General features: G+C 64.4%; 15 protein-coding genes. 8 read left to right on the top strand and 7 right to left on the bottom strand.

Translation table 11 applies throughout. The features are described from left to right. Positions 1 to 67: 67 nt before the first annotated feature. Positions 68 to 247: a hypothetical protein gene (locus PT015_RS05305; protein ID WP_285189356.1), complete on the bottom strand. Its 180-nt coding sequence runs from the start codon at positions 245 to 247 to the stop codon at positions 68 to 70. A 142-nt stretch (positions 248 to 389) separates the two neighbouring features. Between PT015_RS05305 and PT015_RS05310 the strand changes: the two genes are divergently transcribed. Continuing rightward, the gene (locus tag PT015_RS05310) at positions 390 to 1,202 is read left to right on the top strand and encodes an adenylate/guanylate cyclase domain-containing protein (protein WP_285189357.1); all 813 of its coding nucleotides are present in this window, start codon (positions 390 to 392) and stop codon (positions 1,200 to 1,202) included. A gap of 5 nt (positions 1,203 to 1,207) precedes the next feature. On the opposite strand, the gene PT015_RS05315 is transcribed toward PT015_RS05310, so the two are convergent. The 4 genes from PT015_RS05315 to PT015_RS05330 form a co-directional block, all read right to left on the bottom strand. Beyond that, on the bottom strand, positions 1,208 to 1,450 hold the full coding sequence (locus PT015_RS05315; RefSeq protein WP_285189358.1) for a hypothetical protein: 243 nt from the start codon (positions 1,448 to 1,450) through the stop codon (positions 1,208 to 1,210). Positions 1,451 to 1,492: 42 nt separating this feature from the next. After that, positions 1,493 to 4,297: an MMPL/RND family transporter gene (locus tag PT015_RS05320; RefSeq protein WP_285190938.1), complete on the bottom strand. Its 2,805-nt coding sequence runs from the start codon at positions 4,295 to 4,297 to the stop codon at positions 1,493 to 1,495. A 50-nt stretch (positions 4,298 to 4,347) separates the two neighbouring features. After that, positions 4,348 to 4,770, bottom strand: coding sequence for an MmpS family transport accessory protein (locus PT015_RS05325; RefSeq protein WP_285190939.1), 423 nt, complete (start codon positions 4,768 to 4,770; stop codon positions 4,348 to 4,350). Between the two features lie 232 nt (positions 4,771 to 5,002). Beyond that, on the bottom strand, positions 5,003 to 5,452 hold the full coding sequence (locus PT015_RS05330) for a hypothetical protein (protein WP_285189359.1): 450 nt from the start codon (positions 5,450 to 5,452) through the stop codon (positions 5,003 to 5,005). 102 nt (positions 5,453 to 5,554) lie between these two features. On the opposite strand from PT015_RS05330, the gene PT015_RS05335 reads away from it, so the two are divergent. Next, a complete protein-coding gene (locus PT015_RS05335; protein ID WP_285189360.1) occupies positions 5,555 to 7,030 on the top strand; it encodes an MFS transporter in 1,476 nt (491 codons plus the stop codon). Positions 7,031 to 7,142: 112 nt separating this feature from the next. Beyond that, a complete protein-coding gene (locus PT015_RS05340; RefSeq protein WP_285189361.1) occupies positions 7,143 to 7,493 on the top strand; it encodes a DUF732 domain-containing protein in 351 nt (116 codons plus the stop codon). On the opposite strand, the gene PT015_RS05345 is transcribed toward PT015_RS05340, so the two are convergent. After that, positions 7,490 to 7,654 carry a hypothetical protein gene (locus PT015_RS05345; RefSeq protein WP_285189363.1) on the bottom strand — a complete coding sequence of 55 codons (165 nt, stop codon included), beginning with the start codon at positions 7,652 to 7,654 and terminating at the stop codon, positions 7,490 to 7,492. The genes PT015_RS05340 and PT015_RS05345 overlap by 4 nt on opposite strands. 258 nt (positions 7,655 to 7,912) lie before the next feature. Here PT015_RS05345 and PT015_RS05350 point away from each other — a divergent pair, with 258 nt between their 5' ends. From PT015_RS05350 to PT015_RS05365, 4 genes are read left to right on the top strand one after another with little or no spacing between them, the layout of a single operon-like run. Then, complete coding sequence (locus PT015_RS05350) at positions 7,913 to 8,911, top strand: Gfo/Idh/MocA family protein (RefSeq protein WP_285189365.1); 999 nt, start codon at positions 7,913 to 7,915, stop codon at positions 8,909 to 8,911. 48 nt (positions 8,912 to 8,959) lie between these two features. Next, the gene (locus PT015_RS05355) at positions 8,960 to 10,570 is read left to right on the top strand and encodes a class I adenylate-forming enzyme family protein (protein ID WP_285189366.1); all 1,611 of its coding nucleotides are present in this window, start codon (positions 8,960 to 8,962) and stop codon (positions 10,568 to 10,570) included. After that, positions 10,557 to 11,330, top strand: coding sequence for a class II aldolase/adducin family protein (locus PT015_RS05360; RefSeq protein WP_285189368.1), 774 nt, complete (start codon positions 10,557 to 10,559; stop codon positions 11,328 to 11,330). Before PT015_RS05355 ends, PT015_RS05360 begins: the two co-directional genes overlap by 14 nt. A 10-nt stretch (positions 11,331 to 11,340) precedes the next feature. Continuing rightward, positions 11,341 to 12,609, top strand: coding sequence for an amidohydrolase family protein (locus PT015_RS05365; RefSeq protein ID WP_285189369.1), 1,269 nt, complete (start codon positions 11,341 to 11,343; stop codon positions 12,607 to 12,609). Here the strand turns inward: PT015_RS05365 and PT015_RS05370 are convergent. Continuing rightward, a complete protein-coding gene (locus tag PT015_RS05370; RefSeq protein WP_285189371.1) occupies positions 12,606 to 13,589 on the bottom strand; it encodes an LLM class flavin-dependent oxidoreductase in 984 nt (327 codons plus the stop codon). The two genes, PT015_RS05365 and PT015_RS05370, sit on opposite strands and share 4 nt — an antisense overlap. Positions 13,590 to 13,636: 47 nt before the next feature. Here PT015_RS05370 and PT015_RS05375 point away from each other — a divergent pair, with 47 nt between their 5' ends. Next, on the top strand, positions 13,637 to 14,401 hold the full coding sequence (locus PT015_RS05375; protein WP_285189372.1) for an SDR family NAD(P)-dependent oxidoreductase: 765 nt from the start codon (positions 13,637 to 13,639) through the stop codon (positions 14,399 to 14,401). Positions 14,402 to 14,408 lie beyond the last annotated feature (7 nt).

Genomic DNA, 14,408 nt, shown 5'->3' on the forward strand with positions numbered 1-14,408 from the left:
TGAGAATTGCCGAGATCGTCGCGCCTGAAACAAGTCCCCTGAGGACCCTCGGCATCGACCCGCGGCATCAGAATCGTCGTAACTGCACCACCCCGTTCGCGACGGCGGCCACTCCGGCGATCAGCAGGGCCATCGAGACCACGGCGGTCACCGTGAGACCGAGGTAGCCGTGCAGGGGAACGTTGACGAACAACGACAACAGGATCAGGCCTACGCCCGCGGCGATCAGCAGACGCGGACGTGTCATTGGTCAATCCTCCTGATTGTCAACAAAAGCAGGGTAAGTCAGGAAGCTGGGACGCGTCTGAAGATGGCACAGACGGCGCGGGCGTCCGCGTGGGAGATGCGGCCGGTCATAATCGTCCGGTGAGATCATCCTCGGGCCGTCGATGAGCGCTGTCCTGCTCGCGAGCGGCATCGCCGTCGTCGAACTCGGTGGGCTCATCGCCCTCGGGGTGCTGCTCATCGTCTCGCGGCACCAACTCAAGGAGTCGCGGGCGGAACTTGAACGCAGCCGTCGGATCCGCAGCGGCCGTCGTCGGCGCCGCCCGGGACTCGCGCCCTTCGCGATTCGGACGGCCTGGCGAACCGCCGACTCACTGATGACCAAAGGCATTGGCGCCACGGTCCGTAACTCGATCGAGGACCTTGCCGGCTGGGCGCAGGTGGAACGCCCCGACCTGGCCCGGCTGACCGCCGACGGCGACGTGGTGATCGCCTTCTCCGACATCGAGGACTCCACGGTCCACAACGAGGAACTCGGCGACCGAGACTGGGTGAAGGTCCTGGAGCGCCACAACCGGCTCATCGAGAAACTCGTCGCCGAGCACGGCGGGCACGTGATCAAGACGCAAGGCGACGGATTCATGATCGCCTTCGCCGACCCCGGAGAAGCCGTGCTGTGCGGCATCGGCGTGCAGCGGGCGCTGCTCGAGAACGCCGAGCAGTGGGGTGGAATTCGCGTTCGCATCGGCATCCACATCGGGCCGTCGGTGCGGCGCGGGGACGACCTGTTCGGGCGCAACGTCGCGATGGCCGCCCGCATCGCGGGGCAGGCGGGTGGCGGTGAAATCCTGGTCAGCGACGCGGTCCGCGAGGCGGTCGGCACGCGTGCCGATATCGACCTGTGCGCACCCCGCGAAGCTGAACTGAAAGGCCTACAGGGCACCCACAGTCTTTATGCCGTCGCAATTCCCGCCTGACGCGTTCAGGGCCGAATTTCGACCTGGTCATTCGGATTGAAATAGCGCTCGGTTCCATCGGTGAACTTCACCGTGCACACCTCGGGTAGGAAAGTGCCCTCGTGGGGACTCAATTCCGAGACGACCCGAGTCTTTACTCGCTTCCACGCGTCGTCGCCTTCGCCATGCTCCCGGAGTTGATAACCCGGCAAGCGGTTCGTGAGATCGACTGCCCGCAATTGGAGCACCCGGCTGGATGGCGTCGGCATAGTCGTTAATTCTGCCCAGCAATTCTTACGAGCAGGTGACGACTAGGTGCTAACGGGAAGCGGATCCGACGGTCGCCGGCGCACCACGGTAGGCCACCAGAACCACGGCCCGAGGATGGCAAGGATGGACGGCACAACGAACGAGCGGACGATCAACGTGTCGAGCAGCAGGCCGATGCACACGGTCGAGCCCATCTGACCGATCGTCCTCAGATCGCTGGTCAACATGGCCAGCATCGTGAACGCGAAGACCAATCCCGCCGACGTGACGACGCCTCCGGTACTGCCCAGAGCCCGGATCAGCCCGGTGTGCAGTCCGCCGTGCAGCTCTTCCTTGACCCGGTTGATCAGCAGCAGGTTGTAGTCCGATCCGACCGCCACCAGGATGATGAAGGTCAGCGGCAGGATCAACCAGTGCAGCGGCAGCCCGATCAGGTGCTGCCACAGCAGGATCGACAGCCCGAACGCGCCCGCGTAGGAGAACGCCACGGTGGCCGGAATCACGAAGGCCGCCACCAGACTTCGCGTAATAAACATCATGATCAAAAAGATCAGCACGAACGCGGCTATCGCCGCAATGAGCAGATCGGACATCGCGTACTGCTTGATGTCCTTGTCGTTGGAGCCCGAACCGCCGATGTAGACCCGGGCGCCGGCGAGCGAGGTTTCCTTCAGCATCGTCTTGATCGCGTCGGGGAACATCTCGACGTGCTCGACGCCTTCGGGACCCATCGCGTCACCCTCGTGGGTGACGATGAAGCGCGCCGCCTTGCCGTCCGGCGACATCATCAGCTTCATACCGGTCTTGACGTCTTCGTTGTCGAAGCCCTCGTGCGGGATGTAGAAGAAGTCATCACTGCGCGACTGGTCCCAGTCGTTACCGACGTTGATCGAGTCCTCGTAGGTCTGCTGGGTCGATTGGGACTGTAGATCCGCCGACCCGTAACTGTTGACCAGCTTGGCCTTCAGGGCTTCGGTGTCGTCCGCCGTCGCTTTCAACTGCTCGATGATCTTCGGGAAGGTCTTGTCCACCTCCGTCAGCGAGATCCGCGCGTATTTGATGTCTTCAGCGAGGTGGTCGATTTGGTCCACCGTCGCGAAGACGGATCGGAATGTCCAGCAGATCGGGATGTCGAAGCAATGCTTCTCCCAAAAGAAATAGCTTTTGATCGGGCGGAAGAAATCGTCGAGATTCGACACGTCGTCGTTGATCTCGTTACTGACTGCCTCGAGATCTTCGATGGTCAGCACCGTCTTGTGCAGTTCATCGGAGACCTTCTGAAAGAAGGTGATCTCCTTGCGCAGCACCTCCACGGAGTGCGACTGGATCTCAGCCTGCAGATCGGTGTTGTTGTTCTGTTCGATGTTGAAGGGCAACTGCGCGCCGTTACCACTTCCCTGAGTGGTGAACAGATAGGGGATCGAGGCGTGCTCGAGGGCGCGACCCAAAGGCCTTGTCATTCCTTGCACCATCGCCACCCCGTTGAGTCGAATCAGCGCCCTGTTGACCCGGTCGAGAGAGATGAAGTCCGCGGAGTTACGCATGTCGTGATCCGATTCGATCATCAGCATCTCGGAGAACAGCTTGCTCTTCGGAAAGTGTCGATCGGCGGCCTGGAAGCCCAAGTTGGCGGCCGCATCGCGCGGCTGATATTGACGATCGTCGTAGTTCTGCCGATAGCTCGGCACGAAAATGGCGCCCAGCATCACGATCGCCGAGCTGGCAACCAGGATCGGCACCGGCCAGCGCACGACGCTCGCGCCGATTCGCCGGTACAGGTGCCCCCGGTCGTGCTGCCGCGGTTCGAACATCCCGAACAGGCTGCCGACCGTCAACACCGCCGGGCCGAGCGTCATTGCCGCGGCAATGGTGAACAGCATCGTGATCGCCACGGCCGGACCCATGGTGTGGAAGTAGTTCAGCCGCGCGAAGGTCAGGCAGTAGCAGGCGCCGGCGATCGTCAACCCCGAACCGACGACGATGGGCAAGACACCCTTGTAGGCGATGTAGAAGGCGTCTTCGCGGCTGTAGCCCTTGTTCCGTTCCTCGTGATAGCGGCCCATGAGAAAGATGCCGTAGTCGGTTCCCGCTCCCAGGGTCAACGCGATGACGATGTTCACCGCGAACGAGGACAGCTCGAGCCATCCGTGATGACCGAGGAACGAGACGAGTCCCTTGGCGAAGAGCATCTCGATGAGGACGCCGAGCAATACCGGCAGCACCGTCGGCGGGGAGCGGTAGACGATGATGAGCATCGCCAAGATGAGGAAGATCGTCACGATCGTGACGTTGTTCAGGCTGGCGTTGGCGATGCTCAGCGTGTCCGCGGCCAGCGGGGCAGCACCGCTGACGAACACTTTGAGGCCGGGCGGAGGGGTGTTGTTGTCCTTGCCGCCGTGTTCGACGATGTCGCGGACGGCGTTGACCGAATCGTTGGCTTCGATCGTCCCGATGTCGCCGGACAGCCGTAGCAGCACGTAGGTGCACTTGCCGTCGACGCTCTGCGCCCCGGCCGCGGTGAACGATTTGCCCCACAGGTCCATCACGTACTGAACGTGGCCGTTGTCGTGCGCGAGGCGCTTCATCAACTTGTCGTAGTAAGCGTGGTCCTGGTCGCCAAGCTTCCGGTTCTGCGCCTCGAGGACGACCATGCTCAAGTTCGTCGAGTTGGATTCGTGGAACTTCTCCCCGATGTGCAGCAGCGCCCGCTGCGATGGCGCGTAGTGCGGAACCATCGGGCCCGCAAGCTCTTCGGCGACGTCCTCCACCTTGGGTGTGAAGGCCGTCATCGTGACCGCGGTGAAGCCCCAGAAGAAGATGATCGGTATTGCGAACCGACGCACCATGCGGGGCAGGAACGGACGCTTGACCTGGTGCTCGTCCAGCCGGTGCTCGCTCACGCGGACTTCACCCGGCACTCGACGTCAGCGTCCGGATGATTGTCCGTGGCCTCGGGGACGCCGGCCTGCGGTGGCGGCAGCATGCCGTTGACCAGCATCCGGCATTGCAGCGGGCCGCCGTGGACGTGCACGGAGATGGCACCCGACGCCACTGTCAACGTGGTGGTCTCGTCGTGCGTCCAGGGTTCCTTGGTGAAGGTGACATCGACCGGATGCGGGTGTCCCTCGATGTCGACGTAGACGATCTTTCCCTTTTTGCCGACCGGCCCGATCACCTGATAGGTGAGGCGTTTGACGTTGAACTGCTCCGGCGCCTGGGGGCCGTTCACGGTGATCACCGGTTCCGGCTCCGAGAACTGGTGCACCTTGTACATGCACAGCAGGCCGACGCTGACGGCGATGACGGAAACCAGCGGCATCCAGGTTCGCGACAGGACGCTCCGCACGGTTCGACGAGGGCTCACCCGATCACCCTTTCGGAACGACGTTTTCCCCGGAACTCGCTTTTTCGACCGACCTCGACGTCGGCTCGACATATCAACCAGGTTGATATGAGTTCGTTATGACGTTACCAGTACAGAACGGGAACGACTACAACTTGCGGAACGTTATCACCCGCCCACGCACCCGGCAGCGTGGGCAACTGGGGCCTCAGGCCACTACCTCAGCGGTGCGCAGACGGCTCTTGAGCTTCCTCGCACGCAACAGCTGAATGGCCAGGTTGGAGGAGGTAAACATGGGGATCACGCCGATGAAGCTCCGCTCGGACGGGGTTGCTCCCTGGAGATACTCGAGACACCCGAACACGTAGTAGACCGAGAGCGCGAACAGGGTGAAGGGGATGCAGAAGGCCATCGGGTTGCCGCGGATGCTCACGATGCGCTGGGCGTACTCGAACTCCTCGGACGTCATCGGTTCGCGTTTGCGCAATTTCTTGATGACTTTCGGTGCTGCGCCGATTTCCTCGCTGAACGGCAGTTTCGGTTCGCTTTCCAGCCGTCGCGCATAGATGGTGCCGATCGTCAGCAGGGTCAATGCGACCGCTAGCGCGATCAACGCGAACAAACCCCAGAAATACGTACCCACGCCCAACGTGCCCACACCAAACTCCTTCGCTTTGCCGATCGAACCTAACACCGCGCACCGGATCCGGCCGCGCGCCGAGGCTGCAAGACTGGCGGCAACGGAAGAGAACGGAGCAGCATGAGCGGCAGCGCCCAGACCGGAACGATCAGCACCCGCGTGCCGGCCCGCTTGGACCGGCTGCCGTGGTCGCGGTTTCACTGGCGCGTCGTCGTCGGCCTCGGCGGGGTGTGGGTTTTGGACGGCCTCGAGGTGACGATGGTCGGCAACGTGTCGTCGCGCCTCACCGAACATGGCAGCGGAATCGCCCTCACCCCAGGGGATATCGGCACCGCGGCAGCGTTCTACATCGCCGGGGCGTGTCTGGGCGCGCTGTTCTTCGGCCATCTGACGGACCGCTTCGGACGGCGCAATCTTTTCATCCTGACGCTCGCGGTCTATCTGACCGCTACTGTCGCAACGGCTTTCGCGTTCGCGCCGTGGTACTTCTTCTTGACCCGGTTCTTCACCGGTGCAGGCATCGGCGGCGAGTACGCCGCCATCAACTCCGCGATCGACGAGTTGATTCCCGCGCGGGTTCGGGGCCGCGTGGATCTGATCATCAACGGGACCTACTGGCTCGGCTCGGCGGCCGGCGCGGGTGGGGCGCTCCTGCTCCTGGATACGTCGAACTTTCCCGAAGACATCGGCTGGCGCCTCGCGTTCGGGATCGGTGCCATCTTCGGCATATTCGTCCTGCTCGTGCGCCGCAACATCCCGGAGAGTCCGCGCTGGTTGTTCATTCACGGTCACAACCGAGAAGCCGAAGAGATTGTCGGCGACATCGAGTCCGAGGTCGAGCGCGAAATCGGTCATCCGCTTCCGGAGCCGCAGGGTCAACCGCTGAAAGTCCGCCAGCGCGAGACGATTTCGTTCACCGAGATCGCTCGTGTCGCATTCACGCTCTATCCGCGGCGAGCGGTCCTGGGGTTGGCCCTGTTCATCGGGCAGGCGTTTCTGTACAACGGGGTCACGTTCAATCTCGGCACGCTGCTCAGCGGCTTCTACGGCGTGGACCCGGCCAAGGTTCCGCAGTTCTATGTGTTGTGGGCGCTGAGCAACTTCTTCGGGCCCTTGGTTCTCGGGCGGCTCTTCGACACCATCGGCCGGAAGCCGATGATCACGGCGTCCTACGTCGGCTCGGCCGCGGTGGCGGTGCTACTCGCCGTACTGTTCGTCACCCAGAGCGGGGGCGTCTGGGCCCTCATCGCCGTACTCGCCGCCACCTTCTTCCTCGCGTCGGCCGGTGCGAGCGCCGCCTACCTGACCGTCAGCGAGATCTTCCCGATGGAGACCCGGGCGCTGGCCATCGCATTTTTCTACGCGGTCGGCACCGGAATCGGCGGCATCAGCGGACCGCTGCTGTTCGGGCACCTGATCGAGTCCGGCCAGCGCGGCCAGGTGATGTGGTCGTTCCTCATCGGCGCCGCAGTCATGGCGATCGCGGGTCTGGTTGAACTGTGGCTCGGGATCAACGCCGAACAACGCCCGCTCGAGGAGTTGGCGCTGCCGTTGACGGTCGCCGATGCCGAGCGCGAGCAGGCCGACGGCCGCTGAAAGCGTCGGGTGAGCCACGTCCGCGTGAACGCTCGCTGAACTTGCGCAATTCGCTGCCGAGATGTCGCGGCGCAGGCTGCGGCGTTGTCTCCAATTTGGAAGACTCGGCCTCATGAGACGTCTGCTGATGCTGCTCAGCGCCCCCGCCATGGTCGTCATGGCCGCGCCGGCGTACGCCGACCCACCCCCCAACAACGATGCCGATTTCCTCAAGCAACTCACTGCGGCCGGCTTGACCTATCAAGACGGGCCGCAAGCTGTCGCGGTCGCCAAGGACGTGTGCCAGTTGGTCGACAAAGGCACACCGGACACCGACATCCAGAAGAACCTTCAACTGCGCAATCCCTCGTTCACTGGAAACGGCGCAGCGAAGTTCATGATGTTAGCCGCCGGCGAGTATTGCCCCAAGTACCTGACCGGCGAGGGACGCCCCGCGAAACCGCCGGGCGCACAAGGTAATTAAGCGCTGCCGCGCACAACCTCGTCAGCGGCGGCGCGCATCCGCTCGGACAACCGCAGCAGGTCGTGTTCGCCGACGCCGTTCTGCAGCGTGTACGCGAGTTGCCGCAACTCGACGGCGCAATTGCGAAGCTCGTCCTCCAGTCGCGACTGAAGCGGGATCATGGTGTTCTCCCTTGGGCAGTACTTGAGAAATGCTGACATCCAGTGCTCATGGCCGACCCCGCGACGACGGATATGTCGTTGCGCCACAATGACATCGCGACCAGAACGTCGAGACCCACTGCACCGGTACTCCGACCGCAGGCATAGAGCGAAGGTAAGCGCCGTCCCTGCGCGCGGCATTAATAAATGGGATGGAGTCGCTGAGAAGAACTCAGCCGGATACACGCCACTCCTGTGACGAGGTGTTAGCTTCGGTCCGTGCCTGGACGCGGACAACCTATACGGATCGGCATTCTCGGCGCCGCGCGGATCGCTCCGTCGGCGCTCATCAAACCCGCCGAGGATAATCCCGCCGTAGTGGTGGCGGCGGTGGCCGCACGCGACGGTGACCGCGCCCGGGCTTTTGCCGCCAAACACGAGATCCCCCGCGTGCACGACACCTACGAAGCGCTGGTGGCCGATTCCGAGCTGGATGCGATCTACAACCCGTTGCCGAACGGTCTGCACGGCACATGGACCCGCGCCGCGCTGGACGCGGGCAAGCATGTGTTGTGCGAAAAGCCGTTCACCGCGAACGCCGCCGAGGCTCGGGAGATCGCGGAGCGCGCGTCGGCGACGAACCGGGTGGCGATGGAGGCGTTTCACTACCGCTACCACCCGCTCACCCTGCGCGCCGAGCAGATCATCGCCTCGGGCGCACTGGGCAAGCTGACACACGTCGAAGCGTCGCTGTGCTTTCCGCTGCCGAAATTCTCCGACATCCGCTACAACTACGCGCTCGCCGGCGGTGCCCTGATGGACGCCGGCTGCTATGCGGTCCACATGGTTCGCACGTTCGGGGGATCGACGCCCGCGGTGACCTCGGCCCGGGCCAAGTTGCGTGATCCGCAGATCGACCGGGCGATGACCGCTGACCTCGCGTTCGACGCGGGGCACACCGGTCAGGTTCGGTGCTCGATGTGGTCGGCGCGACTGCTCGAGACCAGTGCCCGAATCGTCGGCGAGCGGGGAGAGTTGAGGCTGTTCAACCCGGTGACGCCGCACCTCGTCAACCGGCTCGCCATCCGCACGCCGGAAGGCAAGCGCGTCGAACACTTCCCGCGCCGGCCGTCTTATGCCTACCAGCTCGACGCGTTCGCCGCCGCCGTGCTGCGCGGCGAGCCGGTGCCGACCTCGCCCGAGGACGCCATCGAGAACATGACGGTGATCGATGCGATCTACCGTGCTGCCGATCTGCCGCTGCGCCAACCGAGCTGATCGCCGAATGCCGGTCACGCAGGCAACCCAGCCCCATATCATCGGACGATGAGCGTCGGCGGCCTGAATAGCCTGGGCTCGCCGGCTTTCACCGACGAGGAGGCCGCCCGCTATCGGGCGGCGGGCTGGTGGTCTGACCTGACGTTGTCTCGCGCGGCGGCGCGCAATGCCGAGCAACGACCCGACCGCATCGCCTACGTCGACCACCACGGCTCGTCGTTGACCTGGCGTGAATTCGACGCGGCGACAACGGCTTTGGCGGAGCAATTGTCGGGGGCGGGGATCGTCCGCGGTGATCGGGTCGCGGTGTGGCATGGCGATTCCGCCGCCATTCACGCCCTGTTCGTCGCCGTCGAGCGGTGCGGGGCGATCGTCGTCGGACTCGGCGCGCGGGCCGGCACCCGCGAGGTCACCGCGATACTGCAGAGCTCAGACCCGAAGTTGCTGATCAGCGATGTTCCTCGCGGCCGGGACGCGGTGCGGGCCGCCGCCGGCGCGGTGCCCACGGTGGTGCTGACCGCCGGTTTGCGCCTGGACCTCGAAGCCGCCCCCGCGGCGCTGCCGACGGCGCATACGCTCGGATCCGACGACGTGTTTCTGATCAACTCGACGTCGGGCACGACCGGGCTGCCCAAGTGCGTCGTACACACCCAGAACCGCTGGTATTACTTCCACCAGAAGGCGGTCGCCAATGGACGCCTCACTCCCGACGACGTCTTCCTACCCGTCATCCCCACGCCGTTCGGGTTCGGACTCTGGACCAGCCACACGACGCCGATCCTGCTCGGCGCCGGCGCTGTCATCCTGGACCGCTTCAGCGCCCGTGCGACCTGCGAGGCGATCGCCGAGCACAGAGTCACCGTGTTGTGTTGTGTGAGTACACAGTTGACGATGCTGATCGCCGACAGCGCGTCACGCGAGTATGACTTGAGTTCACTGCGGGTGGTCTTCACCGGCGGGGAAGCACTGCCATACCGCCCTGCGGCCGAGTTCGAAAAGCTCACCGGCGCAACAATTCTGCAGTTCTACGGCTCTAACGAAACCGGCCTGCTCAGCGCCACCACGGTGGAAGACACCCAGTCACGCCGGCTACGCACCGCGGGACGGATCGTGCCCGAGATGGCGGTGCGCTTGTTCGATGGCGATCGCGACGTGACCGGCGTCGGCCGCGGCCAACCCGCATGCCGTGGCCCGGCGACGAGTCTGGGCTACCTCGGCGGCACCGATCATGACACGCTGTTCACCCGCGACGGCTGGATGCGGATGGGCGACATCTGCGAGATCGACGCCGACGGCTACCTAAGCGTCACCGGTCGCACCTCGGACTTCATTTTGCGCGGCGGCAAGAACATCAGCGCGGCTCAGGTCGAGGACGCCGCAACCACCCATCCGGCGGTCGCGGTCGCCGGGGCTGTGGCGATGCCAGATCCTATCTTCGGCGAAAAGGTCTGCCTCTACGCCGAACTCGTCGGTGGGGGAACCGTCGAGTTGGCCGAGCTGATCGAATTCCTGCTAGCGGCGGGCATTTCCAAGGAATTGCTACCCGAGCGTCTCATCGTGGTCGACGAGTTGCCGCGATCCTCGGGCGGCAAGATCGCCAAAGGCGTTCTTCGCGAGGACATTCGCGCCAGGATGGAGGCCGATGATGAACGTCCCTGACGCCCGTCGAGGCGGACTGGAAGTGTGGGCGCCGGCGGTGGTACCGCCGATCGGCGTCGACCTCTCCGACGAGCAGTCGCTCGCGATCGCCTTCCGCCACCTCGCGGGCATCGGATTCGCGGAGAATCTGGCCGGGCACATCACCTGGCAACCGGACGGGCAGACGGACATGTTCGTCAACCCGTGGGGGTTGTGGTGGCAGGAGATCACCGCTTCGGACATCTGCGTGGTCGACGCCGACGCTCGGGTAGTCAGCGGACGATGGGACGTGACGCCGGCGATCCACATTCACACCGAGTTGCACCGTGTCCGCGACGACGCACGTGTGGTCATCCACAACCATCCCTACTACGTGTGCGTTCTCGCCGCCCTCGGCAGGCTTCCCGAACTGGTTCATCAGACCGGTTCGTTGTTCCTGGACGACCTTTGCCTCGTCGCTGAGTACGACGGTGAGATCGACAGTGCCGCGCGCGCAGCCGATCTCGCGAACAGCATCGGATCCGCCAACCTCACCATTCTGGCCAACCACGGTGTGATCGCCACCGGCCGCAACCTCGCAGAAGCCGTCTACCGCGCGGCGTCCATCGAACGGGTCTGCAAACTCGCGTACGACGTGCTGCTCACCGGCACGGAGCCCACTCCGATGAATTGGTCGGACATGGCCGGCATGCAGCGATCGCTCATCGAACGCGCGGCCGACGTCTATTGGGCGGGCGCGGCCCGCCTGACCATTAAAGCCGATCAGTCCGTGTTGAATTGAGCATGTTGCGATGAAATCGATCGACGATCTGGCCGCCAACCTGAATTTCACCACGGCCAAAACCGGAGACGACCGATCGGTCACATTCCTACCCGATCCGCCTCGGGCGCCGCGCCGCTACACACTGATCTCCGTCGACGACCACATCGTCGAACCGCCCGATACCTTCACCGGGCGGCTACCGCAGCGGTTCGCCGATCGCGCTCCGAAGGTCGTCGAAACCGCCGATGGTGGCCAGACCTGGGTCTACGACAACCAGGTGTTGCCGAATGTCGGCTTCAACGCCGTCGTCGGCAGGCCCGTGTCGGAGTACGGATTCGAGCCGGTGCGCTTCGACGAAATGCGCAGGGGCGCCTGGGATATCGACGAACGAGTCAAAGACATGGACCTCAACGGCGTCTACGCGTCGTTGAACTTTCCGTCCTTCCTGCCGGGCTTCGCCGGCCAGCGACTGCAGCAGGTGACCAAAGACCGCGATCTGGCGCTGGCATCAGTGCGGGCGTGGAACGACTGGCACCGTGACGTGTGGGCCGGTTCGCACCCGGGCCGCATCATTCCCTGTCAGCTGCCCTGGCTGCTGGACCCGCAGCTCGGCGCGCAGATGATCCGCGAGAATGCCCAACGAGGTTTTCACGCAGTCACTTTTAGCGAGAACCCGTCGATGCTCGGGCTGCCGAGTATCCACTCGGGCCACTGGGATCCGATGATGGCTGCGTGCGCCGAGACCGGGACCGTGGTGAACCTGCACATCGGCTCGTCTGGATCGTCGCCGTCGACCACCGATGACGCCCCACCGGACGTGCAGGGGGTGCTGTTCTTCGCCTACGCCATTTCCGCGGCGGTGGACTGGTTGTACTCCGGGCTGCCCAGTCGGTACCCCGATCTGAAGATCTGCTTGTCCGAGGGCGGAATCGGTTGGGTGGCAGGACTATTGGACCGGCTCGACCACATGCTGAGCTATCACGAAATGTATGGCACGTGGGCGGCGCTGGGGGAGGGCCTGACCCCAGCCGAAGTGTTCACCCGCAACTTCTGGTTCTGCGCCGTCGAGGACAAGTCGTCGTTCGTGCAGCACGAACGAATCGGGGCGGACAACATCATGCTCGAGGCCGATTACCCGCACTGCGACTCGACCTGGCCGCACACCCAGGAGACCGTGCACGAGCAGATCGGTGACCTGTCGGCCGAATTGATCCGAAAATTCACCTGGGAGAACGCCGCACGGCTGTACCAGCACCCGGTGCCGGTCGAGATCCAGCGGGATCCCGAGGCGTTTTAGCCAGCCCCACCGCGCAACGCGGGCATGACCGCCTCGTCGACGTAGCGCAGGTATTTCCAGGCGATGTCGGGCGGGATGCCTCCGCACAGCGGCGCGAGCGTCAGCATGCCACCACTGCGGACATGGGCTACCGCTTCGTCGGCGGCGAAGATTCGGTGCGTCCGTGAGGTCGCCCGCAGTTCGTCGACGTCGCGGACATCGGCGATGCCCGCCGAGGTCTCGTTGTCCGGGTTCCATTCCGCGTAGGTGCGCGCATCGTGCAGCAGGTGTGCACCGATCTCTCGCCACGCGGTGTCAACATCCGGGGCGACGAAACACACGCTCGGTGTATCGCGGGTGGGCAGCAGCGTCATTCCGGGCTCGTGGCCGTGTGCCCGGCACGCCTCCTCGTAGGCCTCCAGTGATCCCGGCGCATCGCCCTGAGCGAGATAGCCCAGGCCGTAGCGCCCCGCACGCCGCGCTGCCGCCTTGCTTCCGCCACCCCACATCATCAGCGGCCCCTGCGGCGCTAACGGCAAGGGCGTCAACCTGATTCGCCGTCCCTCGCGTTCTACCACCTCGCCGGCCAGTAGCCGGCGTAGCATGTCGAGCTTGTCGTCGGCGATGCGCCCGCGCGCTTTGAGGTCGACCCCGAACATCTCGTACTCCTCGGGCCGGTAGCCGAGGCCGAACACGTACGTCGCACGTCCTTTGCTGATCAGGTCGAGGACCGCGATCTCTTCGGCCAACCTGACCGGGTCGTAGAACGGCAAGATGACAATGAGCGTCATCATCAGCTGTTTCGTTCGCGCGGCGATGGCACTCCCGAGTATCAGCGGGGTCGGCAGATACCCGTCCGGCGAACCGTGGTGCTCGCAGATGACCGCTGCCATGCAGCCACGTGTCTCCGCCCATTCGCACATGTCGACGGCCGCTTCGTACAACTCGACCGCGGGCGCGCCGAAGTCGGGTGCGCGCATGTCGAACCGCATCGAATACATGGCCGATACCTGACTTCGTCGTCGACAGGCGGATAGACTCCGCGGCCATGACGGTACCGCAACCCTTACTGGAAGGCCGGCGAATACTGGTTACCGGCGCGGCCACCGGGATCGGTGCGGCCGCGGTGCGCGTCCTGCACGCGGCCGGCGCGCGGCTCGCCGCGACCTATCACCGCTCCACTCCAGCGGACAACGCACCGGCGGTGACGTGGCTACAGTGCGATGTCCGCGACCCCGACTCGGTGGACGCTGCGTTCGCCGCCGCAGCGCAGGAGTTGGGCGGCCTCGACGTACTGGTGAACGCCGCCGGACTGTGGCAACCGGGGGTGCCGGGACAGATCAGCAGCGAGGAGATCGATTTCCTGCTGGCGACCAATATCAAGGCGACGGTCCTCACAAACCAGGCCGCGTACGCGGTGATGCGCGAAAATGGCGGTCAGATCATCAATTTCGGGTCCGCCGAGGCGGTGATGGGCAGCCCCATCGCCGCGGTGTACGCCGCGACCAAGGGCGCGGTCCAGGCCTGGACGCGCTCGGCCGCCAAGGCCTGGGGTGCCGAGCGCGTCACCGTGAACGCGCTCGCCCCCGCCGTACAGACTCCCGGTGCGGATCGGCTGCGGGATTTCCTCGGACCCGATGTCGCCGTTTACATCGATCAGCAGATGAAGTTGTCCATTCCACTGGGCGGCAAACTCGGCGATCCCGCAACAGATCTCGGGCCGGCCCTGGTATTTCTGGCCAGTCCCGGGGCCGGGTTCATCACCGGCCAACTTCTTCCCGTTGACGGCGGCCTGGCCATGGTAGGCGGCTGAGGAAGGA

This window comes from Candidatus Mycobacterium wuenschmannii (assembly GCF_030252325.1).
In the GTDB taxonomy this organism is placed as follows: Bacteria; Actinomycetota; Actinomycetes; order Mycobacteriales; family Mycobacteriaceae; genus Mycobacterium; species Mycobacterium wuenschmannii.